The organism is Actinosynnema pretiosum, assembly GCF_002354875.1.
Taxonomy (GTDB): Bacteria; Actinomycetota; Actinomycetes; order Mycobacteriales; family Pseudonocardiaceae; genus Actinosynnema; species Actinosynnema auranticum.
This window is the reverse complement of the sequence record NZ_CP023445.1, coordinates 496,257-522,847: the sequence shown is the minus strand read 5'-3', so window position 1 is coordinate 522,847 and position 26,591 is coordinate 496,257. Positions and strand designations below refer to the sequence as shown.

The following is a 26,591-nucleotide window of genomic DNA, read 5'->3' as shown; positions in this document are numbered from 1 at the left end:
CCTGGCGAAGCCCGAGCACGCTTGTCAAGATGCCGCCGCACTGTGCGGAAGACCGGGGTGCCCAACGGCGTCTTGACGAGCGTGCTTGCCTGAAAGGAGGCCAAACGGAGAAGAGGGACCCCGCCCACCGCAGTGGTAAACGGGACCACCAACAGAAGCGCCACCGGCCGGCAGAGCCCTGTCCCCTCTTTTTTGGAGGTCTGCCCCGCCGGCGAGGCGTGCCCTTCAGCTCTTGATCTAGGCTTTTACCCGTGACCACGGCTTTTACCCCGTGATCCCGCCCCTCACCCCAACAGCACCGCAGGCGTCGGCTCGCTGATCAACGCCGCGAACGTGTGCCGATCCCCCCACCGCCCGGTCGTCCACGCCAACGCCCGCGCCAACCCCTCCGGGGTGTCCGCCGCGTGGACCACCTCCCCGTCCACCCACCACGGCACCTCGTGCTCCTCGCCCTCCGCGTGGACCACCAGCTCGTCGTGCACCACCACGGTCCCCCTAGGCAGCTCGACGCCCAGCAGCGCGCAGGCCACGCGCACCGCGCCCAGCTCCGCCCACACCACCTCGTCGCCCTCGCTCCGCAGCGCCCCCACGACCTCCTCGGACGCCAGCGGCAGCTCCAGCAGCTCCGCCAGCTCCGCCGCCCCGCCGTCCGCCGCGAGCACCTGCTCGCCCGGCAGGACCGCCAGCAGCCACGGCAGGTCCGGCACCACCACGTCGTCCGCGGACACCACCGCCCCGGTCAGCACCCGCACGCGGTCCGGCGGCTCGACGGCCCCCTCCCGCACGTCCGGCGCGACCTCCGCCAGCGCCGCGTGCGCCTTCAGCACCAGCGCGTCCGGCACCACCCGCTCCGCGTCGCCCAACCGCGCCAGCAGGTCGACCACGTCGTCCTCGTCGTGCACCACCAGCTCGGTCCGCACCCCGGCAGCCGCAAGGACGTGCGCGGGCAGCTCGGAGCCCACCGGGTCGTACAGCCCCTCCAGCTCCACCGCCCCCGGCAGCCGCCACGCGCGGGGCGCCCGACCGTCGATCCGCGCGTACCGCGCCAGCCACCACCCGGTGTACCCGTCGCGCTGCGCGACCGCGCGCCACACCTCGGGGTCGGACGCCATCAGCTCCAGCGCCCTGGTCCACTTCCCCTCGGCCACCAGGTCCAGGTCGCGCACGCCCACCACCCGCGAGGGCGGCTCGTCGGCGGCGTCCCACCAGTCCGCCTCGTCGGCCAGGTCGTGGTCGGGGTCGGTCGGCTCGTCGTCGACCAGCACCGTGAAGCCGTCCGCCGCGCCCACCGCCGACAGCACCTCGCGCGGCCAGTCCGCCGCGAACTCCGCGTCCAGCACGCCGAACGGCGCGTCGTCGGCCAGCACCTCGCGCAGCGGCGCGTCCGGCAGCAGCAGCTCGTCCGCGCGCCGCCAGCCGCCGCCCGCCTCCGGCAGGACCAGCTCGCCCAGCCACGGCCGGCCGCCCGCGCGCGCCACCAGGGACAGGACCCCGTGCACCAGGTCCTCGTCCGGGTCGTCGCCGCTGTGCCGCACGGCGTCGCGGACCGCGTCCGAGTCGAGCACCTCGGCCGCCCCCGCCTCCACCGCGCCGAGGCGCAGCAGCAGCGGGTGCACGGCCTCCGGGTGCGCGATGCGCAGCCCCGTCAGCTCGAAGTCGACCGGCTCGTCCAGCATCAGCACGCCGCGCGGACCGCTGACCAGCCTGCCGTCCGCGAGCGGCACCGGGAGCGAGCCCAGCTCCTCGCGCGCGGACGAGTCCACGTCCGCCCACGGCTGGAGCGCCGTGTACACGTCGTGCCACCAGCCCGGCTCGCCGCCGATGCCCGCCAGCGCGGCCACCACCTCGGCCACCGGCATCCTCGGCACGTCCAGCGCGGCCAGCGCCCGCGCGTGCTCGGGCAGCACCAGCTCGGCGTCCAGCAGGCCGGGGACCACGTCCTCCAGCAGGTCGACCAGGTCCTCGGACGGCGAGTCCAGCACCTTCGCCCGCCTCGGCGAGGTCCAGCCGCCGTCCGCCTTGGGCAGCCACTCGGCGTCCCGCAGCGCTTCCAGCACGCCCTGCCGCAGCACACCGTCCACTTCGGACAGCGGGAAGCCGGGCAGCGGCACCAGCGCGGTCCGCTCCACGGCGGGCAGCGCGGCCACCAGCGCCGGGTAGGCCCGCGCCGCCATCGCCAGCACGTGCTCGACGGCCGGGCCGACCAGCACCCGGCGGCGGGACGGCTCGACGGGCAGCGTGGCGATCAGGCGCGCGGGCAGGGACAGCTTCTCGTCGGTGGGGGTCGGCGCGTGCAGCACCTCGCCGCCGAGGGCGCCGTCGACCGGGTAGGCCCAGCACGCCGACCACACCGGCCGGGACTCGACGCCCTGCACGAAGCGCTCGGGCAGCTCGCCGCCGACCCGGTGCACCAGCCAGGCGCGCTCGCCGTCCGGACCGGTGATCACGACCTTGTCGCCGTCCTCGGCGCGGTCCCAGGCCCGCGACCCGACCTCGACCCGGCGCAGGCCGGGGAGGGCGAGCAGCAGGTCGGGCGCCTGCTCGGCGCACTCGCGCAGCAGGGCGTCGCCGTCCGCGGAGGTGAGCGGCAGCCGGACCTCGGTGGTGAAGCCCTCGGGCGGGCCTGCCTCGTCGGTCGGCCACACCAGGCGCAGCACGGGCACGTCGCCGCCGCGCTTGGACGCCAGCTCCGGCACCGCCTCGCGGGTGCGCGCGGCGGAGAACGCGACCCCGCCGGACGTGGACACCACGCGCGGCGCGTCCGTCACCGCCAGCACGGCCGCGAAGCCCACGCCGAACTGGCCGACCGCGTCGGAGCTCTTCGCGGAGGCGCGCAGCGACGCGAGCGCCGTCACGCCGTCGGCGGTCAGCGGCGCGCCGGTGTTGGCCGCGCGGAACTCGCCGTCCACGAAGGACAACCGCAGCACGCCGGGCTCCGCGCCCGCGGCGTCGGCCGCGTTCTGCGCCAGCTCGACCAGCAGCCGGTCGCGGTACCCGCCGAGCCTCAGGTCCTCCTCGGCGTTGGCGTCCTCCCGGAAGCGGGTGGGCGAACCGCGCCAGGCGGCGAGCACCGACTCCCGCAGGGCCTCGGTGCCGAAGTGGTCCGCGCTCACCGGGCTGTCGCCCGCGCGGAGACCCCGGTCGCGTCGGCGGTGTCGGAAACCCGCTCGACCTCGTCCACGGCGCCGGGCGTGTCGCCCTCGCCCGCGGCAGCGCCGTCGGCGTCGGCGGCAACGTCGTCGGCGGCAACGTCGACGGCATCGTCGGCGGACCGGGCCACCGGCTCGTTCACCTCGACCTCCAGCAGCGCGTCGTCGTACACGACGTCCGCCACCGGCACCGCCGAACCGCCCTCGACCTCCACCTCGGAGTGCGCGCCGCAGCCGTACTCGACGTGCACCACGTGCCCGTCCGCGGGCGTCAGCTCGTTGCCGCACACCCCGAACGCCGCCCCGAGCGCCCCGGCGATGCGCAGGTAGAACCCGCAGGTCCCGCACGCGGCGGGCGCGCTGCGCGCCATCTCGCTGCGCGGCCCGAAGTCGCCGCCGCGCCAGCGCTCGGCGGCGTCCAGCACGCCCTCGCGGGAGAGCACGCGCACCCGGCCGAGGCCGACCTCCAGCGCGACCTCCTCGACCGCCGGGTCCTCGGACTCGACGTAGCCGGGCGCGAGCCTGGGGTCGTCGGGGGACGCGGGCAGCAGGTCGCCGACGCCGAGGTCGCCCGCGCGGACCCGCTCGTTCCACGGCACCCACTGCGGGGCGACCAGCGCGTCGTTGCCGGGCAGCAGCACGGCCTCGCTGACCGAGACCGGCGTGCCCTCCCCCGCGTTGGCGACCGTGACGGCCCACCGCCAACCCCGGTAACCGGCGTGATCGGCCTCGAAGAAGTGGGTGACCGACGTCTCGTCCTCGACGAGGACGCCGACGTGGGCCCCCACGTGCTCCGATCCGGCTTCCTCCTGCGCCGCGTCGCGCGCGAGCCGCACGGCCGCGGGGTCGGCGAGCACTGGCTGGGGCTGCTGAGTCGGCGTGGCGGTCACAGGTGGATTGTGCCGCACGTCTTCGCCGCGCCGCGCACACGTGCCACCCTTTCGGACGTGCGCTGGTTCGAGGTGGCGGTGGTCCCGGTCGTGGTGGTGGCGGTGCTGTCGGGCTGCTCGTCCGGTGGGGACGGTGTTCGGTCGACCGAACCCGCTGGACCGTCCACACCGGTCACGGCGCGCCCGGAGGTCCTGGGAACGATCCCGCACGACCCCGGCGCGTTCACCCAGGGCCTGGAGGTCTCCGGGGACGTGCTCTACGAGGGCACCGGTCTGGAGGGCCGGTCGAGCATCCGCGAGGTCGACCCGGCCACCGGCGCGGTCCGCAGGAAGCTGGACCTGCCGTCGCCGCTGTTCGGCGAGGGGATCACCGTGGTGGGGGAGCGGATCTGGCAGCTCACCTGGCGCGACGGCGTGGCGATCGAGCGCGACCGGGCGTCGCTGGCCGAGGTCCGCCGCGTGCCCTACGAGGGCGAGGGCTGGGGCCTGTGCCTGGACGGGGACCGGCTGGTGATGAGCGACGGCACCGCCGAGCTGGCCTTCCGCGACCCGGCGACGTTCGAGGAGCGCGGGCGGGTCGCGGTGACGCGCGCCGGGGAGCCGCTGGAGGACCTGAACGAGCTGGAGTGCGTCGACGGCCGGGTGTGGGCGAACGTGTGGCAGACCGACGAGGTGGTGCGGATCGACCCGGCCACCGGCGCGGTCGACCTGGTGGCGGACCTGTCGTCGCTGCGCCCGGAGGGCGTGCCCGCGTCGGACGTGCTGAACGGGATCGCCTCGGTGCCCGGCTCGGACGAGTTCCTGGTCACGGGCAAGAACTGGCCGAGCATGTTCCGGGTGCGCCTCCCCGCTGGCTGAGCGGCGGTCGTGCGGTGGTCGTGCGGCGATCCGCGACAGGCCGCCGCGGTTGCGGCAGGATGGTCGGGATGAGCCCGTCCGACGATCGCGATCACCCGCGGGAGGATCACCCGCGGCAGGACGAGACCCGGCCCGAACGCGGGGGCGCGGGGCGGGGGCGCCCGGACAGCGAGCCCTGGGAGACCTACGACCCCGACGGCTACGACCGGCGCAGCCGGGAGCGCGGGCGCGGGCGCGCCGAGCGGGACCACTACGACCGCGAGGCGTACGACGAGCGGGGCCGGGAGCGGCCCACCGTCCCGACCGGGCGGGCGGGCCCTGGGCGCACCAAGCCGATCCCCGGCCACGACGAGCGCACCAAGCCCACCCACAAGCCGACCCAGCTGCCCAGGAAGCTGACCGTCACCCGCGTCGCGCTGTACCGGGCGAGGCTGCTGTCCTCGGTGGGCCTCGGCCGGTTGCGCACCGCCGCGCACGCCGACGGCGCCGGGGAGTCCGGCCTGTCCTCGCTCACCTGCGCGGTGATGCTGAGCCTGGCCGCCGACGCGGCGCTCGCCGTGGGGCTGGCGAACGCGCTGTTCTTCTCCGCCGGGGTGGACGAGTCCAAGACCCGCGCGGGGCTCTGCCTGCTGGTCACCGCGGTCCCGTTCGCGCTGCTCGCCCCGCTGATCGGCCCGGCGCTGGAGCGCCTGCGGCGCGGGCGGCGGTGGGCGCTGGCCGCGTCGTGCGCGCTGCGCGTGGCGGTGGCGGTGGTGCTGGCGCTGCACGTCGACGGCTGGGCGCTGTACCCGGCCGCGCTGGCGGGCGCGCTGCTGTCCCGGTCGTTCACCGCGCTGCGGGAGGCGATCACCCCGGAGGTGCTGCCGCCGGAGGTCGAGCGGGCGAGGGCCGACGCCCGCCTGACCGCGTTCGGGCTGGTCGCGGGCGCGGTGTCCGGGCTGGCGGCGATCGGGCTGGTGAACACGTTCGGTCCGCCGGGCGCGCTGTGGCTCAGCGCCGCGCTGGGCGTGGCGAACACCTGGTGCTGCCTGCGGGTCCCGGTGCGCGCGGAGGTCGCCGAGGTCCGGACCCCGGACGCGGCAGGCCGGGAGCGCGGGCGGAGGGCGCTCGGTCGCGCGGTCGTGGCGGCGCTGTGGGCGAACGGGTCGATCCGGGTGCTCGCGGGCTTCCTGGTCCTGTTCGCGGCGTTCCTGGTGCGGGCGGAGGTCGAGCACGACCCGGTCGAGCAGCTGCTGCTGCTCGGCGTCGTCGTGGCGGCGGCGGTCGCGGGCGGTCTGCTGGGCGGCGTGCTCGGCGCGCGGCTCCCGGCGGGCCCGCCGGACCGGGTGCTGATCGGCTGCGTCTGCGCGGCGCTGGCCTCGGCGCTGCTGGCGGCGGCGCTGCCGGGGCTGGCGACGGTGGCGGTGGTCGGGCTGGTCGGGGCGGCGGCGGGGACGCTGGCGAAGGCGACCCTGGACGCGGTCGCGCGGGACGGGCTGCCGGAGCGGTCGGCCGCGCTCGTGCGGCCGGAGGCGCTGCTGCGGCTGGGCTGGGTGCTCGGCGGCGCGCTGGGGGTGCTGCTGCCCACCGAGCAGTGGATCGGGTTCGCGGTCCTCTCGCTGCTGCTCGCGCTCGGCCTGGCCCAGGTGGTGCTGGCCTCGCGGGGCCGCTCGCTGCTGACCCGGCCGGGCGGGGACCGGCGGGCCGGGGCCGGTGCGGCGGACGGCTGAGCGCACCACGTAGGCTCGGGGCGTGCGCCGAGCCGTCGTCCTCACCGCGTTGCCGCTGCTCCTGGCCACCGGCTGCGGTGCGCCCCCGCACCCCGAGGTGACCTTCCACGCCGACGGCAGGACCGTCGTGGTCCCGCCGACGCAGTACTGCGACCTGGACTCGGAGAACTGCGACGTGGACCCGTCGGCGGCGGGCGTGCTGCGGGTGCGGCCGGGCAAGCCGGTGCAGATCTCGGTGCCCGCGCAGCTGGCCGACAGCGTGTGGGCGGTGGCGTTCACCTACCGCGACGCGGCCGGGGTGACGCAGGAGCCGATGCGCAGCAAGGTGTTCACGCCGAACAACCCGCAGCACGCGTACACGCTCCAGCTGCCGGACGACACCGACCAGCTGGAGAGCGTCGAGGTGCAGCAGCTGGGCACCCGCATCGAGGGCAGCACGACCGCCGCCGTGGACTTCGTGGCGCGCGGCACGTGGGTGCTGTCCGTGGACGACCGGCAGCGGGGCTGACCGCTCCTTGCCGGAGACGGCGGAGGCGGAGACGGCGGAGGCGCCACCCCTCGGGGATGACGCCTCCGGTCGTCGCAGGACGCGGGTCTGCGCACAACGCGGGTCTGCGCAGGGCGCGGGTCTACGGGTCGAGGTCCCGCGCGATGGCGCGCAGCGCGTCGGCGACGAGCTTGGCGCTCTTGCGCTCGGGGTAGCGGCTGCGGCGCAGCTCGGGCTGGACCCGCTGCTCCAGCAGCTTGATCATGTCCTCGATCACCACGTTCAGCTCGTCGGCGGGGCGCCTGCGCGCCTCGGCCACCGACGGCGCCGGGTCGACCAGGCGCACGGACAGGGCCTGCGGCCCCCGGCGCCCCTCGGCCATGCCGAACTCGATGCGCTGACCGGCTTTGAGGGCGTCGACCCCTTCGGGCAGCGCGGACTTCCGCACGTAGACGTCCTCGCCGCCGTCCTGCGTGACGAAGCCGAAGCCCTTCTCCGAGTCGTACCACTTGACCTTGCCGGTCGGCACCGCTCTCACCGTTCCCTTTGCTTCAACATGGCGAACGCGCCCAGGGGCGTGCCCAGGACGCGTTTCACCAGAGTAGCCAGAACGCCTCGACCGGGGCACCTCCAAAAGCGCGACGCGGTCGCGGCTACCCTCGTGGCATGACGACCGCGAGGATGATGCCGCTGGCAGTGGGCCTGTTCGCGATCGGCGTCGTGGCGCTCGTCGCCATGTTCGCCGTCGGCTCGCCGGGTCTCCCCGGCTGGGTCTTCGCCCTCGGCCTGCTGTGCTCGCCCGCGGGCCTGGCGCTCGGCGTGATCACGGTGGTCCGCGACTCCAGGCGCCCCCGCACGCGGCAGGGCTGACGCTCCTCCGGCAGGGCTGACCGCTGCTCCGGCGGGGCCTGCGCTTCCCTAAGCCGGCCGCTCGACTTCCCCGGCGGCGTCCCCGGCCGCGTGGAGCCGGTCGGCGTTCTCGCGCAGCCACGCCGGGAATCCGGTCAGGTCGGGCAGGACCACGTCCGCACCCGCCTCGACCAGCTCCCGCTCGTCGCACGGCCCGGTGACCACGCACACGGACAGCGCGCCCGCGGCCTTCGCGCCGCGCACGTCGCCCACGTGGTCGCCCACGTACACCGAGGCCCCGTGCAGCTTGAGCGCCTCGGCCTTGCCGGTGGACCACAGCTCGCCGAACAGGTGGTCCACCTCCCAGCCGAACGCGGCCAGGTGCAGGGCCGCGTTCGCCCGGTACTTGCCGGTGACGACGACCGCGGTCCCGCCCAGCTCGCGCACCGCGGCGAGCGACTCGGCCGCGCCGGGCAGCGCGACGGTCGCCGGGATGACGATCTCCGGGTAGAGCGCGCGGAAGCGGGCGACCAGGACGGGGACGTCCTCCTCGGGCACGCCGTAACCCCGGAACGAGACGTCGAGGGGCGGGCCGAGGTTGGCGGCGAAGTGCGCGCCGTCGATCGGGTAGCCGCTCTCGGCGCGCACCGCCTCCATCACGGCGGCCATGCCCGGCCTGGGGTCGATGAGGGTCATGTCCAGGTCGAAACCGATGGTCAGCGGCACGGGGCCACTCTAGGGCCGGACCACCCCGGTTCGGCGGGCTTGGGAGCGGGGTCACGGCGGGCGGGACGCGGGCCGGGACGCGGGCCGTGAGCCGGCGCGGCCGGGCCGGGGAGCGGCGTCGCGGGGCGGTGATCGGACTCGGCCGGTCGACCAACCCGGTAACCGGGTGATCACGTGTCTTTACAAGGGACCCGCGCTCGTGCCAAAACTGTCCGTCGTGACCGAGTTCTCCGGGACCGCGCGCCCCGAGGCCACACCAGCGAGAGCTCTCCGGCCTGCCGCGGCGCCCCCGGTCCCCCGCCAGGCCCCGTGCGGCGAGCCGACCGTCCCCTTAGCCCGCGCCGACGCCCGCCCGCTCGCCACGGGCACCGGGCCGCGCCCGCCCGAGGGCCACCCCGCCCCACCCGGAAGCCCCGCCGCGCACCAGCCCCCGTGCCCGGCGCACCCGCCCTCCCCCGAGGGCCCCTCCGCGGCTCTCCCCACCCCGGTGAGCCCCTCGGGCGCGACCACCGCTCCCCGCCCCGTCCGCTGGGAACCCGCCACCGCCCCGATCCCCGCCGTCCCGGCCGAACCCCCCGGCCCGATCATCGACGCCGCCGCCGCGCTCGTCGCCGAGCACGGCGCGCGCGGGCTGCGGGTCGCCGACGTCGCCTCGCGCGCCGGGGTGAGCAGGCAGACCGTCTACAACGCGCACGGCAACAAGCAGCGGCTGGTCGAGGCCGTCGCGCTGGTCAAGGCCGCCGAGTTCGTGGACGCCGCCCGCGCCTGCCTGGCCCGCGCGCCGGGGGCGGTGGAGGGGGTCGCGGAGGCGGTGCGGCAGGTGCACGCGCTCACCCGGCTCGACCCGCTGGCCCGCTCGGTCCTCACCGGCACCGACGCCGACGACATGCTGCCGATGCTCACCACGCGCGGCGGCTGGGTGCTCGACCTGGTGGCGCCCGTTGTCGGCGAGCACCTGGCCAGGCACCGGCCGGACCTGCCGCCCGCGCGGATCGCGTTCGCGGCGGACGTGCTGACCCGGCTGGCGCTCAGCCACCTGCTGACCCCCGACCACGGCGCCGACCGCGCGGTCGACCGGGCGGTCGACCTCGCCGTGGAGGCCGTGACGGGGGTCGCGGTGGCGCTGCTCGGGCCTAGCCCGCGGCGGGCGGGGTGACGTCCCGGTCCGGCTGCGGGTAGCGCACGCCCAACCGCGCCACGCCCTCGGCCAGCACGCGCGCGATGGACAGCGAGTCCGCCCAGGACATGTCCGGGCTCTCGGTGTCGCCCGCGCGCACCCGGTCGGCCACCTCGCGCAGCTGCGGCACGTACCCGGAGCCCTCCAGCTCGGCGGTGCGCTCCACGTCGTTGATCACGACGCGGGTCGGGCAGTGCGCGGGCTGGTGCAGGTCGATGCGGCCCTTCGTGCCGAACACCGTCGCGCAGGAGCCGGGCGAGGTGGTCAGCGTCGAGGTGAGCAGCGCGTGCGCGCCGCTCTCGTAGCCGAGCAGCAGCGCGGCCTCGGCGTCCACCCCGGACGGGGCGAGGGAGCCGGTGACCTGGATGGTCGTCGGGTCGCCGAGCAGCATCTGGGCGATCGAGACCGGGTACAGGCCGAGGTCCATCAGGGACCCGCCGCCGAGCTCCAGGTTCCACAGCCGGTGCTCGGGCTCGAACGGCAGGGCGAAGCCGAAGTCGGCGCGCACGCTGCGCACGTCGCCGATCTCGCCGTCCGCGACGGCGGCGCGGACCTGGCGGATGAGCGGGTTGAACCTGGTCCAGACGGCCTCCATGAGGAACAGGCCCCGCTCGCGGGCCAGCTCGACCAGCTCGCGGGTGTCCTCGACGGTGAGCGTCATGGGCTTCTCGCACAGCACGTGCTTGCCCGCTTCCAGCGCGAGGCGCGCGGCGGACCGGTGCTGGGCGTGCGGCGTGGCGACGTAGACGACGTCCACGTCGGGGTCGGCGACCAGCTCCGCCACGCTGCCGTACGCGCGGGGGATGCCGTGCTTGGTGGCGAACTCCCCGGCCCGTTCGAGCTTGCGGGAGGAGACCGCGAGGGCTTCGGAGCCCTCCAGGGCGAGCAGATCGGCGGTGACGACATCGGCGATGCCACCCGTGGCGACGATTCCCCAGCGAACTGTTTTCAGCACGATGGGTGAGCTTAATCGGGCAGGATGGTGGTATGCGCCTCGTGCTCAACCTCATCTGGCTGGTGATCAGCGGCTTCTGGCTCGCGGTCGGTTACGCGATCGCGGGGGTGATCTGCTGCGTCCTCATCGTGACGATCCCGTGGGGGCTCGCCTCGTTCCGCATCGCCAACTACGCGCTGTGGCCGTTCGGCCGGGACGTGGTCGACCGGCACGACGCCGGGGCCGCCTCGCTCCTGGGCAACATCATCTGGATCGTCTTCGCCGGGTGGTGGCTGGCGATCGGGCACATCGTGACCGGTGTCGCCCTGTGCGTCACGATCATCGGCATCCCGATGGGCATCGCGAACTTCAAGCTCATCCCGGTGTCGCTGATGCCGCTGGGCAAGGTCATCGTCGACCGCCCCTGACCCGCCGTCCCCGCTGGGGCCGGGCGCCGGCCTCAGCGCAGCTCGACCACCAGGCACGGCCCGCCGCTGTACAGGCCCGCGTCGACCGCGAGGACCCGATCGTCCGCGTACCGCAGCGGGCCGTCGACCTCCTCGGGCATGACGCCGAGCTGGTCGGCGAAGACGCTGTGCCCGTGCACGATCTCGGCGCCGCCCAGGAGCTTGAGCAGCTCCCCCGCGACGACCCCGCCCTCGGGGCCCCGGAACGCGTAGCGGGTGGTCATCTTGCGCCAGCACTCCCACCACTGCGCCAGGTCGTCGCCGGTGAGGATCGCGCGGACCGCCTCGTTGACCTCGTCCACGGTGCCGCCCCACTCCAGGTAGGCGAGCGTGTCGGAGTGCATGAGCAGGTGGTCGTCCACCAGGTGCACGACGTCGCGGCTGGTCAGCCACTCGACGTGCTCGGGGGTGAGCCGCTCCTGGTCGCTGCGCAGGCCGCCGTTGAGGTTCCAGCTCTTGGCGAAGCTGCGCGGGGTGGGCGCGCCCGGCACGTCCTCGTCGCCGAAGCGGTGCATCCCGAGCAGCAGCACCTCGTGGTTGCCGACCAGCGAGTCGACCCGCCCGCCGCTCTCGCCCGCCTGCGCGGAGAGCCGCATGACGAGGTCGATGACGCCGATCCCGTCGGGACCGCGGTCGACGAAGTCGCCGAGGAACCACAGCTCCGCGTCACCGCCGCTCCAGTCCCCGGAGTCGTCCACGAGGCCTGCCGCGTTGAGCGCGCGGGTGAGTTCGGCGAGGTGGCCGTGCACGTCGCCGACCACGTAAAGCTGGCGTTCCACACAGCGACGATATGCGACGGCGCGGGACGGCGCGGGCAAGTCGATCAGATGACCTCCCCGACCGCCCCACCGGTCTCCCCCGCAGGGGTGATCAACTGCGGGGGAGCTGCTCCGCGACGCGCGGCGCTACCCACGCGCGCCCCGGCGTGAAACCGCGGGGCGCGGTGGTGAAGGACACAGGACGGCGGAGGTCACGGCGCGCGGTGCCGCACGATCGGCGACGGGGAGCGGGGCGGAGCCGCCAGCCCGCCAGCCCGCCAGCCCGCCAGCCCGCCAGCCCGCCAGCCCGCCAGCCCGCCAGCCCGCCAGCCCGCCAGCCCGCCAGCCCGCCAGCCCGCCAGCCCGCCAGCCCGCCAGCCCGCCAGCCCGCCAGCCCGCCAGCCCGCCAGCCCGCCAGGACTGGATCATGCCCGCCGAGGCCGGGCGCCATCAACCAGGCCGGGCGCCGCCAGCCAGGGCGAGCGCTGCCAGTCAGGGCCGGGCGCTGCCAGTCAGGGCCGGGCGCCGCCAGTCAGCACCTGGCGCCGCCAGCCCAGGCCGGGCGCCGCCAGCCAACTCCAAGCACCGTCAGCCCAAGCGGGACGCGGTGATCGTGGCGCGCGCCAGCTCGCCGTCCCCCTCCACCACCAGCCGGTCCAGCGCCACCCGCCGCCACAGCGCCAGGTGCAGCAGCTCCGCCGTCCCGGACAGCGCGCCCTCCACCCCTCCGCCCGCGCGGACCCGGTCGGCCTCGTCGGCGGTGAGCAGTCGGAGTCCGTCCCCCACCGACCCGACGAGCCAGGTCCGGCCGGTGTCGACGGCCCGCAGCCCCACCACGCCCGGTCGCCCGAGGTCGCCGCCGAGGAAGCGCTCGGTGAACTCGGCCACCCCGTCCTCGGCCAGCTCGGGCACCACCGCCAGCGGCTCGCCGACCGCCTCGCGGGCGTCGTGGTGGTGCACCACCAGCTCGTGCGCCACCCTGCGCAGCACCTCGGTCGCCGGGGTCCGCCCGGTCGGCGACCACCACGCCCACACCGGCGCGTCGTCCCCGACCCGCCCGGCCGCGTCGCGCAGCCGCGCGGACGCCAGCCGCAGGCCTGCCTGCCCCTCCCCGGCGAACAGCTCGCCGACCTCGCGGCGCACCCCGTCCACGTCGGGCGCGGCGCCACCGGCGGGCAGCGCCGCCGCCCACCACAGCTCGACCTCGGCCACGTGCCGGACCAGGTCGCCCACCAGCCAGCCGGGGCAGGCGGGCACGGGCGCGTCGAGCCGCCCGCGCGCCGCGGCCTCCAGACCGTCGCCGTGCTCCGCCACCGCCGCGCGCAGGTCGATGCCCACGCCGGGACGGTAGCGGCGGCGCGTCCGCCGAGCGGGCGGTTCGGCGGCGCGCCCCCCGATCAGCCCAGCTCGCCGAACGGGTCCGCCGAGTGCCCCACCAGGTCCGCGATGGACCTCAGCACCCGCGTCGGCCGGTACGGGTACAGCTCGGCCGTCGAGTCCGCCGAGATGCCGCTGAGCACCAGGATCGTCCGCAGCCCCGCCTCCAGGCCGGCGCGCACGTCGGTGTCCATCCGGTCGCCGATCATCAGCGTGTTCTCCGAGTGCGCGCCCAGCGCCCGCAGCGCCGACCGCATCATCAGCGAGTTCGGCTTGCCCACGTAGTACGGCTCGCGCCCGGTGGCCCGCTCGATCAGCGCCGCGACCGCGCCCGTCGCGGGCAGCGAGCCCTCGCGCGAGGGACCGGTGGCGTCCGGGTTGGTGGCGATGAACTTCGCCCCCTCCTCGACCAGCCGGATCGCCTTGGTGATGGCGGTGAAGCTGTAGGTGCGGGTCTCGCCGAGCACCACGTAGTCGGGGTCGCGGTCGGTCAGCACGTAGCCGACCTCGTGCAGCGCCGTGGTCAGCCCGGCCTCGCCGATGACGAAGGCCGAGCCGCCGGGGCGCTGCGAGTCCAGGAACCGGGCGGTGGCCAGCGCGGACGTCCAGATGGCCGTCTCCGGGACCTCCAGACCGGTCCTCGACAGCCGGGCGCGCAGGTCCCTCGGCGTGTAGATGGAGTTGTTCGTCAGCACGAGGAAGGGGATCCCGGCCGCGGTCAGCTCGGCGACGAACTCGCCGGAACCGGGGATCGGGTGCTCCTCGTGCACCAGCACGCCGTCCATGTCCATCAGGTAGTTCCAGCCCATGGCCGCCATGATCCCGGGCTCAGGCGTCGGCCACGCGCCCGCGGATCGCCTCCAGGAGGGCGAGCTGGTAGCGCTCGACCACCGCGCGCTCCTCCGGGGTGAACCGGCGCAGCGCGGCCTCCAGCACCTCGGCGGCGTCCCGGAACAGCGCCGCCACCTCGTCCGCCCTCGGCCCGGACACCTCGACGAGCACCTTGCGCCGGTCGTGCGGGTCGCGGACGCGGCGCACGTAGCCCGCGCGCTCCAGGCGGTCGATGACGCCGGTCACCGCGCCGGTGGACAGGCCGGAGAGCTCCGCCATCCGCCCGGCCGTGACCGGCGCGTCGCCCGCCAGCGCGAGGCCGAGGCACTTCTCGTCCGTCGTGGACAGCCCCATCCGCTCCGCCGCCCTGCCGTGCAGCAGCGCGGTGAGCGCGCCCGTCTCCCGCGCGTGCGCGCTGAACCGCTCCAGTTCCTCGGCGGGGACGTCGTGCTCGCTCATGCGGAGGAATTTAGTCCCCGTCCGGGCAGGCGGAACGACCGCTCTGCCGGTTATGCCCGTTACAGCGGGCTGTTCCGGCGGGTGAGCCCATTACCCTGGTCGGGGTGACGGCAGTCGACTTGGGACTACCCGTCGTGCGCAGTGCCCCCCACGTCACCGCACGTCCGGAGTCCCCCGCGCTCATCGACCGGTTCGGTCGGGTGGCGACCGACCTCAGGGTCTCGCTCACCGACAAGTGCAACCTGCGCTGCACCTACTGCATGCCCGCCGAGGGCCTGGACTGGTTGCGGGGGCCCGAGCTGCTCTCCGACGAGGAGCTGGTGCGGGTCATCGGCATCGCGGTGACCCGGCTCGGCGTGACCGACGTCCGGTTCACCGGCGGCGAGCCGCTGCTGCGCAAGGGCCTGGATGACGTGCTCGCGGCGACCGCGGCCCTGGAGCCGAGGCCGCGCACGTCCATGACGACCAACGGCATCTCGCTGGCGGCGCGCGCGGCCGGGTTGAGGGCCGCGGGCCTGGACCGGGTGAACGTGTCGCTGGACACCCTGGACCGTGCGCGGTTCCGGGAGCTGACCAGGCGGGACCGGCTGCCCGACGTGCTGGAGGGGCTCGCCGCGGCGCGCGAGGCCGGGCTGGAACCGGTGAAGATCAACTCGGTGCTGATGCGCGGGGTGAACGACGACGAGGCCGTGGCCCTGGTGGAGTTCGCCGTCGAGCACGGCTACCAGCTGCGGTTCATCGAGCAGATGCCGCTCGACCCGCAGCACGGCTGGGACCGGTCGGAGATGGTCACCGCGCGGGAGATCCTGGACGCGCTGGGGACCCGGTTCGCGCTGGCCCCGGTGCCCGCGCGCGGCGCCGCGCCCGCCGAGCGGTGGGTGGTCGACGGCGGGCCGTCGGTGGTGGGCGTGATCGCGGCGGTGACCCGGCCGTTCTGCGCGGCCTGCGACCGGACCCGGCTGACCGCCGACGGGCAGGTGCGCAACTGCCTGTTCAGCGGCGCGGAGACCGACCTGCGGGCGCTGCTGCGCTCCGGGGCCTCGGACGAGGAGGTCGCCGAGCGGTGGCGGGGCAACGCCTGGGCCAAGGCCGAGGGGCACGGGATCGACGGGGACGGGTTCGCGCAGCCGGACCGCCCCATGAGCGCTATCGGAGGATGACGTGGTCGAGCTGACCGTCCGCTACTTCGCGGGGGCCCGCGCCGCCGCGGGGGTGCCCGCCGAGACCGTGGCGGTGCCGGGCGCGGGGTCCGGGACCACCGTGGCGCACGTGCTCGACGTGGTGCGCGCGAAGCACGGGGCGAACCTCTCCCGCGTGCTGGCGGCGTCGAGCTTCCTGCTGGACGGGGTCGCGGTCCGGGACCACGCCGCCGCGGTGTCCGCCGGGGCCGAGCTGGACGTGCTGCCCCCCTTCGCGGGCGGTTGATCACTGGCCCGAAGAGGTGACTCATGACTCACCGACGGTAATTGATATCGACAAATCTCGGAATGGAAACGGGACGATAACGCACGCCTTGAGCTGCGGTTACACCCAGGTCGACCCGGCCTCGTGAAACGTTACAGTGACTGCCGTCACAGTCCGGAACGTTTGGCGAGCGGGTCCGCGGCTACGTACGGTCGCTTCTCGGTTGGCCCCGACCAACCAGCGAGATCCGGGAGACCGCGCCTGAACCCCGTCCTGCGGCCCCCGGCACACACCCCGAGCGAGAGACATCCGCCGGGCGGGGGCGGGGGACACCGGGCCCGAATCCGGAGTCCCCAGTGGCAGGGCAGCGGGCTGAGAGGCAGATGGCGGTTTACCGAGGCAAGCACCGTTTCCAGTCCCTCCGCGCCAACGCGGCCGTTCGCGGCATCGCGAAGGTGGCCGTGGCGGGCGTCATCGTCGGCGCCCCGCTGGCCATGGCGGGCACGGCGTCCGCGCAGGGCTCCGGCGTGAACTGGGACGCCGTCGCGGCGTGCGAGAGCGGCGGCAACTGGAGCATCAACACCGGCAACGGGTACTACGGCGGCCTGCAGTTCAGCCCGTCGACCTGGACCAGCCACGGCGGCTCCGGGATGGCCCACCAGGCCTCCAGGGCCGAGCAGATCCGCGTGGCCGAGAACGTCATGAAGACCCAGGGCATCGGCGCCTGGCCCGTCTGCGGCCCCAAGGGCCTCGGCGGCGGCGCGGCCCCGGCGCGCACCGCGCCCGCGCCCCAGCAGGCGGCGCCCGCGCCCCAGCAGCAGTCGGCGCCGCAGAAGCGCGCGACGGCCCCCGTGCAGCAGCAGGCGGCCCCCGTGGTCGTGGCGCTGCCCCAGAGCAACCCGAACGGCGACTACGAGATCAAGGCGGGGGACACCCTGTCGAAGATCGCCTCGGAGCTGAAGGTCGAGGGCGGGTGGGCCAAGCTGCACGAGCTGAACAAGCAGTACATCCCGAACGCCGACCTGATCATGTCCGGCATGAAGATCGCGACCAAGTGATCGCTCGCTCGCGCGGAGCGTGAGCGAGAACCCTCGCCGATGGCGCAGCCGAGGCGAGCCAGCCGGCAAGCAGCCAGACCCGCAGGCCCCGGTGACGGCGGCCCTGCGACGTAGCGGAACCCCCGACGCCCTCCCCCTCGTGCGGCGTCGGGGGTTCCCGCCTTCCTGGGGTTTCCGCTCAGCTCGCCCGACGCGCAGCCGTTCTCCGGAGTGCGCCCGCCGAGCAGGAGACCCCCACTTCGGGCGCGTCCGGTCCCCACCGCACACCCCGCACGTGAACCGCGTCGCGAGCGCGACCTCGGCGAGATCCTCCGAGGCCGCGCTCCTGGCGGTTCAGGGGCAGTTGACCCACTCGTCGCTGCCGTCGGCGAAGACCTGCCGCTTCCACACCGGGAGCCTGCGCTTCACCTCGTCCACGAGCTCCGAGCACACCGCGAACGCCGCGCCCCGGTGCGCCGCCGAGACGGCCACCGCCAGCGCCACGTCGCCGATCGCCAGCGGGCCCACGCGGTGCGACACCGCGACCGCGCGGACGCCCTCGAAGCGCCCGGCCACGTCCGACACCACCTCGGCCACGACGTCACCCGCGCTCGGGTGCCCGTGGTACTCCAGCTCCCGCACCGACCGCCCGTGGTCGTGGTCGCGCACGACGCCGGAGAACGTCACCACCGCCCCCGCCGAGGCGTGCTCCACGAGCTTCGCGTGCTCGTCGACCGAGATCGGGTCCTCGGTCACGGCCGCCCGCAGCACCTCGGTCACCGGTGATCACCTCCACCAACCTGCTCGACCGCGTGCTCCAGCACGGCGTCGAGCACCGCCAAACCGTCCTTCACCCCGCCGGTGGATCCCGGCAGGTTCACCACTAGTGTGCGTCCGGCGACCCCGGCGACGCCGCGCGAGAGCACCGAGCCGGGCACGGCGGGCCAGCCCGACATCCGGATGGCGTCGGCCAGTCCGGGGACCTCGAAGTCCAGCACCGACCGGGTCGCCTCGGGCGTGCGGTCGGTGGGGCTGATGCCGGTGCCGCCGGTGGTGATCACCACCGCGACCCCGTCGGCGACCGCCGCGCGCAGCGCCTCGGCCACCGGCTCGCCGTCCGGCACGACCGCCGGGTCCGGCACGGCGTAGCCGCGCTCGCGCAGCCACCCGACGATCAGCGGCCCGCCCCGGTCGGCGTACACCCCGGCCGAGGCCCGGTTGGACGCCGTCACCACGCGGGCCGCCCTCGGCGCGCTCACGCGGGGCGCTCCCACAGGCCGGTCTTGCCGCCCTCCTTGCGCTCGACCCGCACCGCGTCCATGCTCGCGGCCGGGTCGACGGCCTTCACCATGTCGTGCAGCGCGAGCCCGGCGACGGACACGGCGGTCAGCGCCTCCATCTCCACGCCGGTCCGGTCGGCGGTGCGCACGGTCGCGGTGACCCGCACCTCGGCCTCGCCCAGCTCCAGGTCGACCTTGACGCCCGACAGCGCGATGGGGTGGCACAGCGGCACCAGCTCCGAGGTGCGCTTGGCGGCCATGATCCCGGCGATGCGGGCGGTGGCCAGCGCGTCGCCCTTGGGCAGGTCGTCGGCGGCCAGCAGGCGCACGACCTCGGCCGTGGTGCGCAGCACCCCGGTGGCCACGGCGGTGCGGGCGGTGGCCGGCTTGTCGGTGACGTCGACCATGCGCGCCGCGCCGCTCGCATCGATGTGGGTGAACTGGCTCATGGCCCGATGCTAGGCAACACCACCCGCGCACCCCGCCACCGACCTGCCCTCCGGGCCCGCGCGTCCCCGGACCGGTCGACACCGGAAGGGGGAGCGCCGCCCCGCGCCGTCCACTTCGGACCCCGGCCCGCCGAACCCGCAGGCGACCGGGACGCGGCCCCGCCGGGCGCACCGGACCCGAACGCGCGCCGCCGGGACACCGCCCCGCCGAACGCACCGCACCCGGACACGCGCCCCCAGGATCCTGCCCAGCCGAACGCACCGGACCCGAACGCGCCACCGAGCCTCGCCCCGTCCGACCACTCGCCCCCCGAACGCACGTCGCCGGGGCGCCCGAGGGCACCCCGGCGACGTGGTCGCACCGCCGAACCGGGCCGAGCCCGGTCCCGGTCCCGGCTCAGGCCCGCTCGGCCGCCTTCAGCTCGGCCGCGACCTTGCGCACGGCCTCCGCCACGGCGGGCGCGACCGTGGTGTCGAACACGCTCGGCACGATGAACGACGCGTTCAGCCGGTCCCCGTCCACCACGTCCGCGATCGCCGTGGCGGCGGCCAGCAGCATCTCGTCGGTGATGGTGTTGGCGTTCGCGTCGAGCAGCCCCCGGAACACGCCGGGGAACGCCAGGACGTTGTTGATCTGGTTCGGGAAGTCGCTGCGCCCGGTGGCCACGACGGCGGCGTGCTTCTGCGCCTCCATCGGGTCGATCTCCGGGTCCGGGTTGGCCAGCGCGAACACGATCGCGTCGCTGTTCATGGTCGCGACCTGCTCGGCCCCGAACAGGTTCGGCGCGGAGACGCCGATGAACACGTCCGCGCCCACGAGCGCGTCGTGCAGCCTGCCGGAGACGTTCTCCTTGTTCGTGGTGTCCGCGATGGACGCCAGGTTCGGGTCCATGCCCGGCCGGTCGCGGTGCACGATGCCGTCCACGTCGACCGCGACGACGTCGCCGGGGGTCTGCTTGAGCAGCAGGCGGATGATCGCCGAGCCCGCCGCGCCGACGCCGCAGACCACGATCTTGCACTCGGAGATGTCCTTGCCGACCACGCGCAGCGCGTTGCGCAGGGCGCCGACGACGACGATCGCCGTGCCGTGCTGGTCGTCGTGGAACACCGGGATGTCGAGCTTCTCCCGCAGCCGGGCCTCGATCTCGAAGCAGCGCGGCGCGGCGATGTCCTCCAGGTTGATGCCGCCGTACACCGGGGCGATCAGCTCGACGGCGCGGATGATCTCCTCGGTGTCCTGGGTGTCCAGGCAGACCGGCCAGGCGTCGACGCCCGCGAACTTCTTGAACAGCGCGGCCTTGCCCTCCATCACCGGCAGCGCGGCGGCGGGGCCGAGGTTGCCCAGGCCCAGCACGGCGGAGCCGTCCGTGACGACCGCCACGGTGTTGCGCTTGATGGTGAGGCGGCGCGCGTCCTCGGGGTTCTCCGCGATGGCCTGGCACACGCGGGCGACGCCGGGCGTGTAGGCGCGGGAGAGGTCGTCGCGGTTGCGCAGCGGCACCTTCGACGAGATCTCGATCTTGCCGCCGAGGTGGACCAGGAAGGTCCGGTCGGAGACCTTGCGCACGACGATCCCCGGCAACTGCTCCAGGGTGTCGGTGATGTCCTTGGCGTGGTTCGCGGACAGCGCGTTGCAGGTGAGGTCGATGATCACCCGGTCGTTGTGGGACTCCACGACGTCGAACGCGGTGATGACGCCACCAGCCCGGCCGACGGCGGAGGTCAGGTCTCCCGCAGCGCTCGCCGAGGGCGGCGCCTCCAGGCGAACGGTGATCGAGTAACCAGGGCCGGGGACCGGCATCGGGAATCCTCCGAGTTCGGGGCTGCTCAAACTGGTGAGCGAGAGTAGCCCCGACCGGTTTTCGGAACGCGCGCGGCTCGCGTTCGCCGCGCGCGAACCGGCCTTCTAGCGGTTGATCGTGGTGCTCGGGTGGTGGTAGCCGAGCTCCTCCGGCGGGCGGGGGAACGTGGTGCCGCCGAACGGGGACAGCGCGCCCTGCATGTCGCTGGCCAGCTCGCTCACGGCGTGCTTGTGGCCGGCGGGCGCCTCCGGCCATTGGGGGTCGATTCGCTCCGGGCGGGCCTTGGCCACGATTCCTCCTCGGTGGTGCCTACGTCGTGGTCAAGTGTGCCCCACCGGCATATACCGTGGTGAAGATGTCCGGCACCACGCTCGCCGACTGGTTGCGCGACCAGGCCGACCCGGTCCTGGTCGCGCTGCTGCGCGCCCGCCCCGACCTGGCCACTCCCCCGCCCGCCGACACCTCGGTGCTGGCCACCCGGCTGGGGTCCCGCTCCTCGGTCGCGCGGGCCTGCGAGGACCTGGACTCGCTGGCGCTGACCGCGCTGGAGGCGCTGCTGGTGCTGGACGCCGACCGCGCCCCGGTCCCGATCTCCGCGCTGCGCGCCCTGTTCAAGCCGCACCGGGTGACGGTCGCCCGACCGGTGGCGCTGCTGCGCTCGCGCGGGCTGCTGTGGGGCCCGGACTCCGCGCTGCGCGTCCCGGCCTCGGCCCGCGACGCGGTCTCGCCGTTCCCGTGCGGCCTCGGCCGCTCGGTGCCGTCGCTGGCGGGCGCGGACCTGTCCGGGCTGGACGAGGGCGAGACTCGGGTGCTGGCCGCGCTGGCGACCGGGCGGCCGACCGGTCAGACCAAGGACGCCGCGCACGTGGTGTCGCTGGAGCGGGCGACCAGCCCGATCCAGAAGCTGCTGGCGCGCGGCCTGCTGGTGCGCCGCGACCAGTCCACCGTGGAGCTGCCCCGCGAGGTGGGGCTGGCCGTGCGCGGCGACCGGCCGCTCGGGGACCTGGTCGCCGAGGAGCCCGCGCTGCGCACCCAGGTGCTCGACCCCGGCCGGGTGGACGGCACCGGCGCGGGCGCGGTGCTGGAGCTGGTCAGGCACGTGGAGGGGCTGGTCGCGGCCTGGTCGCAGGAGCCGCCCGCCGTGCTGCGCTCCGGCGGGCTGGGCGTGCGCGAGCTGCGCCGGGTGGCCAAGGACCTGGACGTGACCGAGGAGCGGGCCGCGCTGCTGGTGGAGCTGGCGGTGTCCGCGGGCCTGGTCGGCGACAGCGCGGGCCTGGAGCCGGAGTGGGTGCCGACCGCGCAGGCGGACCCGTGGCTGGCCGCCGGGCCCGAGCAGCGCTGGGCGGTGCTCGCGCAGGCCTGGCTGGAGCTGGGCAGGCTGCCGGGGCTGGTCGGTGGGCGCGACGACCGCGACCGGCTGCTGAACCCGCTGGCCCCCGAGCTGGCGCGGGCCGCCGCCCCCAAGGACCGCAGGCGGGTGCTGGAGGCGCTGGCCGAGCTGGAGCCGGGCACCGCCGCGCCGGACGTGGCCGGGCTGGCCGCGACGCTGGCCTGGCGGGCGCCCCGGCGCGGCGGGAGGCTGCGCGACGAGCTGGTGCGCTGGACCGTCGAGGAGGGCACGGCGCTGGGCGTGCTCGCGCTCGGCGCGGTGACCGGCGCGGGTCGCGCGCTGCTCGGCGAGGGCGCGGCGGCGGCGGCGAAGCGGCTGGCCGACGCGCTGCCCGACCCGGTCGACCACGTGCTGGTGCAGGCCGACCTGACCGTGGTGGCCCCCGGCAGGCTGGAGCCGGAGCTGGCCGAGGAGATGGCGCTGGTCGCCGACGTCGAGTCGGCCGGGCACGCCACCGTGTACCGGGTGGACGAGCGGACCGTGCGGCGGGCGCTCGACTCCGGGCGCACCGCCGACGACCTGCACGAGCTGTTCCGCTCCCGCTCCCGCACGCCCGTCCCCCAGTCGCTGACCTACCTGGTGGACGACACCGCCCGCAAGCACGGGCGGCTGCGCGGCGGCCCCGCCGGGTCGTTCCTGCGCTGCGACGACCCGGTGCTGGTGGCCGAGGTGCTCGCGCACCCCGCGTCGGACGCGCTGGAGCTGCGCCGGATCGCGCCGACCGTGCTGGTGTCGCCGCTGCCGCTGGCCGAGGTGCTGGCCGGGCTGCGCGGCGCGGGCTTCGCGCCGGTCGCCGAGGACGCGGGCGGGCAGGTGGTCGACCTGCGCGCGGGCGGGCGGCGGATCACCGGCCGGGGCAGGCGGAAGTCGCCGCCCCCTCCGACGGCCTCGCCGGAGCAGCTGGCGGAGCTCGTCCGGCAGCTCCGGGCGGGCGATCGGGCGGCCACGACTACCGCGGGTGCACGGGTGACGGTTCCAGGGAACCTCGGATCGGGGCCGTCGGCGACCTTGGCGGTGCTCCAGAAGGCCGCCCGAGAGGGCGGCGAGGTGCTGGTGGACTTCGTGGACGGGCACGGCACCGCCGCAAGCCGGGTGATAAAGCCGCAGGTGGTGGGTGGTGGAGTCCTGGAGGGGGTGGACGTCGGCTACGGAGAGGTGCGGCGCTTCCCGCTGCACCGGATCACCTCGGTGGCGATCGTCCACAAGTGACGGTCAGTCATCCCTGATCGACGGAACTTGATCACCCTCCGGTGATCGCCACTACCTCTAGCGTCTGAACGGGCGTTCCCGTGCGCCCAAACAGACCATTCATGAGGAGTAATCGCATGGCGATCTTCCGAAGGGGAGCGCTCGTGCTCGCGGTTGCCGCCGCGACATGTGCCTTCTCCGCCGGCAACGCCCTGGCCACCCCCGTCGCCCCCGCGGCGTCGACCGGGGACCAGGCCGAGCGGACCGCGCCCGGTGCCACCGAGCGCCTGCTCGACCTGGACGGGGACATCGACCTGTCCCTGTCGCTCGGCGGTGACGACCACTGGTGCCACTGGTGGACCTTGGACGACCTGCAGGACGTGCTCGGCAACGGGTCCCTGTGGTCCGTCGGCGACCTGGAAGACCTGCTCGACGGCGCCACGGTCGTGATCGACCCGTCCGACCTGGACGACCTGCTCGACCAGACCCACGCGGTGGTGAACGTGGGCGACCTGCTCGGCGGCAACGACCTGCTGGGCGACGTCGACCTGGACGTCGACGCCGTGCTCGGCTCCGACGGCGGCCTGCTCGACCTGGACGACCTGCTCGGCGACGGTGACGGCCTCCTGGGCGACCTGCTCGGCGACGTCGACCTCGACGCGGACGTGGACCTCGACCTCGACGGCGGGAACGACGGCCTCCTCGGCGACCTGCTCGGCGACGGTGACGGCCTGCTGGGCGACCTGCTCGGCGACGTCGACCTCGACGCGGTCGTGGACCTCGACCTCGACGGCGGGAACGACGGCCTGCTCGGCGACCTGCTCGACAGCCACGGCGGCCTGCTCGACCTGGGCGACCTGCTGGACATCGACCTCGACGCGGACGTCGACGCCGACCTCAACATCGGCGGCGGCAACGACGGCCTGATCGTGCTCCCCGGCACCGGCTCGGGCTCCGGCTCGGGCTCCGGCCTGCCGAGCCTGCCCGGCGTCAGCGGCGGTGACAGCACCAGCGGTGGCGACACCGCGCCCGGCACCATCGTGCCCGGCACCGCGCTGCCCGGCGCCGTCACCGGCCTGCCCGGCACCGTCACCGACACCGTCGAGGACGTGACCGACGCGGTCAGCGGCATCGGCGAGGTCGCCGGTGACGCGGGCGAGGTCGCGGGCGACCTCACCGACACCGCGGGCGACATCGTGTCCGGCGCGGGCGACCTGGTCTCCGGCGCGGGCGACATCGTCGACACCGCCACCACCGGCGTGCAGGACGTGCTCACCGACACCACCAGCGCCGTGACCAGCGCGACCAACCTGGCCAGCAGCATCGCGCAGGCCGCGACCAACCCGATCACCTCGATCGCGGGCTCGAACCCGGCCACCGCGCCGACCCTGCCCGCTGTCACGGCGCCGACCCTGCCCGCCGCGACCGCTCCCGCCACGACCATCCCGGCCGTGACGAGCACCGTCGGCTCGGTCCTGGGCTCGGTCAAGCCCGTCACCGCCACCGTCTCCGGCAGCGGCTCGCTCACCGGTTCCCTGACCGGCGGCGACTCCAAGGAGGGCGTCCCCGCCCAGCAGCAGCCGGTGGAGCAGGCCGCGGAGGTCGTGCAGCCCGCCGTCGCCGAGGTCGCGCCCGCCGCGACCGACATCGTCATGACCACCACGGCCGCCCCGATGGCCGAGGCGCAGCAGGACGTCGCCGAGGTGGCCTCCGACGGCAGGCTGAGCGCCGCCGAGTGGCTGTGGCTGGTCCACCACCACGACCACGACGGTCTGCTGGGCGACCTGCTCGACGACCTGCTCGACCTCGACCTGGACATCGACGCCGACATCGACCTCGGTGGCCACGGCCACGGCGGCCTGCTGGGCCTGGGCGGCCACCACGGCGGCCTGCTCGGCGGCCTGCTGAACATCGGCGGCTGAGGAACGAGCCGTCAGAACGGCTAGAACCGCTAGAACGCTGAAGGGCGGCTCCCCGGTGGGGAGCCGCCCTTCAGGCCGTCAGGAGCCGGTTCAGCCCGCGCGAACGGACATCCACTGGCGCATCGCGTGCTCGACCAGCGTGATGAGCGTCTGCTTGGTCGACTGCCGGTTGCGGGCGTCGCAGGTGACGATCGGGACCGACTGGTCGATCGTCAGTGCCTCGCGGACGTCCTCGATGCGGTGGTGGAGCAGACCGTCGAAGCAGTTGACCCCGACGACGTACGGCAGCTGCCGGTCGTCGAAGAAGTCGATCGAAGCGAACGCGTCGGCCAGCCTGCGGGTGTCGACCAGCACGATGGCGCCGATGGCGCCCCGCACGAGGTCGTCCCACATGAACCAGAAGCGGTGCTGACCGGGCGTACCGAACAGGTACAGGATCAGGTCGCTGTCCAACGAGACCCGGCCGAAGTCCATCGCGACCGTGGTGGTGACCTTGTTGGGCGTTGCGGAGAGGTCGTCGACCCCCGCACTGGCCTCCGTCATCACCGCCTCGGTGGTCAGCGGCACGATCTCCGACACGGAGCCGACGAACGTCGTCTTGCCCACGCCGAAGCCGCCGGCCACCACGATCTTCGCGGAGGTCGTAGGCTTCCGTGCGCCTTCTGCGGCGGCGTTGGGGCTAGAGCCTGCGAAGCCCACTGAGCACCCTCTCAAGGAAATCGATGGACGGCTTGTCCCCCACAACCATGCCGCCCTGGTGAATCAAAACCAAACCCATGCTGGCCATGTCGCCGATGAGCACCCGCGCCACGCCCAGCGGAAGCCGGAGCAGCGCGGCGACCTCGGCCACCGACCTGGTGTCGGTGCACAGCCCGCAGATGGAGCGGTGCTCGGGGAGCACCGCCGCGTCGCGCTCGAGTCCTCGTTCGCTGGTGGAGATCAGCGCCTCGATCGCCAGGTCGTAGTCGGGCCGGGTTCGGCCGCCGGTCCGGGTGTACGGGCGGACCAACGAGCCTGATTCGGCCGCCGGGTGCTCCTCCTGTCGCACGACCGGCTGAGGTCCGGTTGTGTACGGGAGCTGCTCCGGCACGCTCTCGGGCAAGCCGTGGGCACCGAACAGGTCGGCACCCGGACCTCCGAACAGGCCGCTGCCGTACCCGTCGATGTCGAATCGGTTGGGAACGTCGTCGTAGTCGTACGACGAGTCTTCAACCTCACGCTGAGCCATATCGCCTTGCCCCTGCTCTGTTCCTTCGTCCCGTGCTCTTCGGGCCTGCTCCGCCCACGGGCTGGGTGCGTCCTCGGCTTCCTCGTCCTGCGTGGGATGAGCATCCGGCTCCACGAACCGGAATCCGCCGGTCGCCCACTCCTGGTAGTTGAAGTTCCTACCGAAGGCACGGCCGTCAGCGCCAGATCGTTCAGCCATTTACTCACCCCCACGATCTCAT

26 protein-coding genes are annotated in these 26,591 nt (G+C 74.7%); 11 read left to right on the top strand and 15 right to left on the bottom strand.

The annotated features are described in order from the left end of the window. Positions 1 to 284 precede the first annotated feature (284 nt). Positions 285 to 3,113 (bottom strand): sacsin N-terminal ATP-binding-like domain-containing protein, encoded by a 2,829-nt coding sequence (locus CNX65_RS02475; RefSeq protein WP_096491323.1) that lies wholly within the window; start codon positions 3,111 to 3,113, stop codon positions 285 to 287. Continuing rightward, complete coding sequence (locus CNX65_RS02470) at positions 3,110 to 4,039, bottom strand: DUF3027 domain-containing protein (protein ID WP_096491322.1); 930 nt, start codon at positions 4,037 to 4,039, stop codon at positions 3,110 to 3,112. Before CNX65_RS02470 ends, CNX65_RS02475 begins: the two co-directional genes overlap by 4 nt. Positions 4,040 to 4,096: 57 nt before the next feature. Here CNX65_RS02470 and CNX65_RS02465 point away from each other — a divergent pair, with 57 nt between their 5' ends. The 3 genes from CNX65_RS02465 (at position 4,097) to CNX65_RS02455 (ending at position 7,114) form a co-directional block, all read left to right on the top strand. After that, positions 4,097 to 4,897, top strand: coding sequence for a glutaminyl-peptide cyclotransferase (locus CNX65_RS02465; RefSeq protein ID WP_232519672.1), 801 nt, complete (start codon positions 4,097 to 4,099; stop codon positions 4,895 to 4,897). 68 nt (positions 4,898 to 4,965) lie between these two features. Continuing rightward, positions 4,966 to 6,606 (top strand): MFS transporter, encoded by a 1,641-nt coding sequence (locus tag CNX65_RS02460; protein ID WP_096491321.1) that lies wholly within the window; start codon positions 4,966 to 4,968, stop codon positions 6,604 to 6,606. Between the two features lie 22 nt (positions 6,607 to 6,628). Continuing rightward, positions 6,629 to 7,114 carry a DUF2771 family protein gene (locus CNX65_RS02455; protein ID WP_096491320.1) on the top strand — a complete coding sequence of 162 codons (486 nt, stop codon included), beginning with the start codon at positions 6,629 to 6,631 and terminating at the stop codon, positions 7,112 to 7,114. Positions 7,115 to 7,235: 121 nt separating this feature from the next. On the opposite strand, the gene CNX65_RS02450 is transcribed toward CNX65_RS02455, so the two are convergent. After that, positions 7,236 to 7,622, bottom strand: a complete 387-nt coding sequence (locus tag CNX65_RS02450; RefSeq protein ID WP_096491319.1) for a cold-shock protein — start codon at positions 7,620 to 7,622, stop codon at positions 7,236 to 7,238. Positions 7,623 to 7,759: 137 nt separating this feature from the next. Here CNX65_RS02450 and CNX65_RS02445 point away from each other — a divergent pair, with 137 nt between their 5' ends. Further along, a complete protein-coding gene (locus CNX65_RS02445; protein WP_096491318.1) occupies positions 7,760 to 7,963 on the top strand; it encodes a hypothetical protein in 204 nt (67 codons plus the stop codon). Positions 7,964 to 8,011: 48 nt separating this feature from the next. Here the strand turns inward: CNX65_RS02445 and CNX65_RS02440 are convergent, their stop codons facing one another. Continuing rightward, positions 8,012 to 8,668 carry an HAD family hydrolase gene (locus CNX65_RS02440; protein ID WP_096491317.1) on the bottom strand — a complete coding sequence of 219 codons (657 nt, stop codon included), beginning with the start codon at positions 8,666 to 8,668 and terminating at the stop codon, positions 8,012 to 8,014. Between the two features lie 487 nt (positions 8,669 to 9,155). Here CNX65_RS02440 and CNX65_RS02430 point away from each other — a divergent pair, with 487 nt between their 5' ends. Beyond that, complete coding sequence (locus CNX65_RS02430; protein ID WP_096491315.1) at positions 9,156 to 9,824, top strand: TetR/AcrR family transcriptional regulator; 669 nt, start codon at positions 9,156 to 9,158, stop codon at positions 9,822 to 9,824. Here CNX65_RS02430 and CNX65_RS02425 read toward each other — a convergent pair. Further along, positions 9,802 to 10,800 carry a Gfo/Idh/MocA family protein gene (locus CNX65_RS02425; protein WP_096491314.1) on the bottom strand — a complete coding sequence of 333 codons (999 nt, stop codon included), beginning with the start codon at positions 10,798 to 10,800 and terminating at the stop codon, positions 9,802 to 9,804. The genes CNX65_RS02430 and CNX65_RS02425 overlap by 23 nt on opposite strands. A 32-nt stretch (positions 10,801 to 10,832) precedes the next feature. On the opposite strand from CNX65_RS02425, the gene CNX65_RS02420 reads away from it, so the two are divergent. Further along, positions 10,833 to 11,207, top strand: coding sequence for a YccF domain-containing protein (locus CNX65_RS02420; protein ID WP_096491313.1), 375 nt, complete (start codon positions 10,833 to 10,835; stop codon positions 11,205 to 11,207). A 32-nt stretch (positions 11,208 to 11,239) separates the two neighbouring features. On the opposite strand, the gene CNX65_RS02415 is transcribed toward CNX65_RS02420, so the two are convergent. From CNX65_RS02415 to CNX65_RS02395, 4 genes are all read right to left on the bottom strand, one after another. Next, positions 11,240 to 12,025 (bottom strand): metallophosphoesterase, encoded by a 786-nt coding sequence (locus CNX65_RS02415; protein WP_177154478.1) that lies wholly within the window; start codon positions 12,023 to 12,025, stop codon positions 11,240 to 11,242. A gap of 567 nt (positions 12,026 to 12,592) precedes the next feature. Beyond that, on the bottom strand, positions 12,593 to 13,342 hold the full coding sequence (locus CNX65_RS02405; RefSeq protein ID WP_177154477.1) for a maleylpyruvate isomerase N-terminal domain-containing protein: 750 nt from the start codon (positions 13,340 to 13,342) through the stop codon (positions 12,593 to 12,595). A gap of 59 nt (positions 13,343 to 13,401) precedes the next feature. Next, positions 13,402 to 14,190 carry an HAD-IIA family hydrolase gene (locus CNX65_RS02400; protein ID WP_177154476.1) on the bottom strand — a complete coding sequence of 263 codons (789 nt, stop codon included), beginning with the start codon at positions 14,188 to 14,190 and terminating at the stop codon, positions 13,402 to 13,404. Positions 14,191 to 14,209: 19 nt separating this feature from the next. Beyond that, positions 14,210 to 14,671: a MarR family winged helix-turn-helix transcriptional regulator gene (locus tag CNX65_RS02395; RefSeq protein WP_096491308.1), complete on the bottom strand. Its 462-nt coding sequence runs from the start codon at positions 14,669 to 14,671 to the stop codon at positions 14,210 to 14,212. Positions 14,672 to 14,775: 104 nt separating this feature from the next. Between CNX65_RS02395 and moaA the strand changes: the two genes are divergently transcribed. The 3 genes from moaA to CNX65_RS02380 all read left to right on the top strand — a co-directional run bounded on the left by moaA (position 14,776) and on the right by CNX65_RS02380 (position 17,133). Continuing rightward, entirely contained in the window at positions 14,776 to 15,831 is a 1,056-nt protein-coding gene (gene moaA / locus CNX65_RS02390; RefSeq protein WP_232519671.1) for a GTP 3',8-cyclase MoaA, read from the top strand. 1 nt (position 15,832) lies between these two features. Then, a complete protein-coding gene (locus CNX65_RS02385; RefSeq protein ID WP_096491306.1) occupies positions 15,833 to 16,096 on the top strand; it encodes a MoaD/ThiS family protein in 264 nt (87 codons plus the stop codon). Positions 16,097 to 16,458: 362 nt separating this feature from the next. Then, positions 16,459 to 17,133 carry a LysM peptidoglycan-binding domain-containing protein gene (locus CNX65_RS02380; protein ID WP_096491305.1) on the top strand — a complete coding sequence of 225 codons (675 nt, stop codon included), beginning with the start codon at positions 16,459 to 16,461 and terminating at the stop codon, positions 17,131 to 17,133. Between the two features lie 333 nt (positions 17,134 to 17,466). Here the strand turns inward: CNX65_RS02380 and CNX65_RS02375 are convergent, their stop codons facing one another. From CNX65_RS02375 to CNX65_RS02360, 4 genes are all read right to left on the bottom strand, one after another. Beyond that, entirely contained in the window at positions 17,467 to 17,892 is a 426-nt protein-coding gene (locus tag CNX65_RS02375; protein WP_012783098.1) for a molybdenum cofactor biosynthesis protein MoaE, read from the bottom strand. After that, a complete protein-coding gene (locus CNX65_RS02370) occupies positions 17,889 to 18,371 on the bottom strand; it encodes a MogA/MoaB family molybdenum cofactor biosynthesis protein (RefSeq protein WP_096497560.1) in 483 nt (160 codons plus the stop codon). Before CNX65_RS02370 ends, CNX65_RS02375 begins: the two co-directional genes overlap by 4 nt. After that, on the bottom strand, positions 18,368 to 18,841 hold the full coding sequence (gene moaC / locus CNX65_RS02365; RefSeq protein ID WP_012783096.1) for a cyclic pyranopterin monophosphate synthase MoaC: 474 nt from the start codon (positions 18,839 to 18,841) through the stop codon (positions 18,368 to 18,370). The genes CNX65_RS02370 and moaC overlap by 4 nt, the downstream gene beginning before the upstream one ends. 397 nt (positions 18,842 to 19,238) lie before the next feature. Further along, positions 19,239 to 20,642 carry an NAD-dependent malic enzyme gene (locus CNX65_RS02360; protein WP_096491304.1) on the bottom strand — a complete coding sequence of 468 codons (1,404 nt, stop codon included), beginning with the start codon at positions 20,640 to 20,642 and terminating at the stop codon, positions 19,239 to 19,241. Positions 20,643 to 20,998: 356 nt separating this feature from the next. On the opposite strand from CNX65_RS02360, the gene CNX65_RS02350 reads away from it, so the two are divergent. Both CNX65_RS02350 and CNX65_RS02345 read left to right on the top strand, forming a co-directional pair. After that, the gene (locus tag CNX65_RS02350) at positions 20,999 to 23,242 is read left to right on the top strand and encodes a helicase-associated domain-containing protein (RefSeq protein ID WP_096497559.1); all 2,244 of its coding nucleotides are present in this window, start codon (positions 20,999 to 21,001) and stop codon (positions 23,240 to 23,242) included. 116 nt (positions 23,243 to 23,358) lie between these two features. Beyond that, positions 23,359 to 25,143, top strand: a complete 1,785-nt coding sequence (locus tag CNX65_RS02345; protein ID WP_096491302.1) for a hypothetical protein — start codon at positions 23,359 to 23,361, stop codon at positions 25,141 to 25,143. 90 nt (positions 25,144 to 25,233) lie between these two features. Here the strand turns inward: CNX65_RS02345 and CNX65_RS02340 are convergent, their stop codons facing one another. Next, entirely contained in the window at positions 25,234 to 25,842 is a 609-nt protein-coding gene (locus CNX65_RS02340; RefSeq protein WP_012783091.1) for a GTP-binding protein, read from the bottom strand. Beyond that, on the bottom strand, positions 25,823 to 26,569 hold the full coding sequence (locus CNX65_RS02335; protein ID WP_041836526.1) for a DUF742 domain-containing protein: 747 nt from the start codon (positions 26,567 to 26,569) through the stop codon (positions 25,823 to 25,825). The genes CNX65_RS02340 and CNX65_RS02335 overlap by 20 nt, the downstream gene beginning before the upstream one ends. Positions 26,570 to 26,591: the final 22 nt, after the last annotated feature.

Bases quoted from the DNA above. Each gene is read 5' to 3' on its own strand.
- moaC (WP_012783096.1), bottom strand. From the start codon at position 18,841: ATGAGCCAGTTCACCCACATCGATGCGAGCGGCGCGGCGCGCATGGTC.
- CNX65_RS02445 (WP_096491318.1), top strand. From the start codon at position 7,760: ATGACGACCGCGAGGATGATGCCGCTGGCAGTGGGCCTGTTCGCGATC.
- CNX65_RS02460 (WP_096491321.1), top strand. From the start codon at position 4,966: ATGAGCCCGTCCGACGATCGCGATCACCCGCGGGAGGATCACCCGCGG.
- CNX65_RS02350 (WP_096497559.1), top strand. From the start codon at position 20,999: ATGTCCGGCACCACGCTCGCCGACTGGTTGCGCGACCAGGCCGACCCG.
- CNX65_RS02360 (WP_096491304.1), bottom strand. From the start codon at position 20,642: ATGCCGGTCCCCGGCCCTGGTTACTCGATCACCGTTCGCCTGGAGGCG.
- CNX65_RS02380 (WP_096491305.1), top strand. From the start codon at position 16,459: ATGGCGGTTTACCGAGGCAAGCACCGTTTCCAGTCCCTCCGCGCCAAC.
- CNX65_RS02345 (WP_096491302.1), top strand. From the start codon at position 23,359: ATGGCGATCTTCCGAAGGGGAGCGCTCGTGCTCGCGGTTGCCGCCGCG.
- CNX65_RS02335 (WP_041836526.1), bottom strand. From the start codon at position 26,569: ATGGCTGAACGATCTGGCGCTGACGGCCGTGCCTTCGGTAGGAACTTC.
- CNX65_RS02395 (WP_096491308.1), bottom strand. From the start codon at position 14,671: ATGAGCGAGCACGACGTCCCCGCCGAGGAACTGGAGCGGTTCAGCGCG.
- CNX65_RS02420 (WP_096491313.1), top strand. From the start codon at position 10,833: ATGCGCCTCGTGCTCAACCTCATCTGGCTGGTGATCAGCGGCTTCTGG.
- CNX65_RS02400 (WP_177154476.1), bottom strand. From the start codon at position 14,190: ATGGGCTGGAACTACCTGATGGACATGGACGGCGTGCTGGTGCACGAG.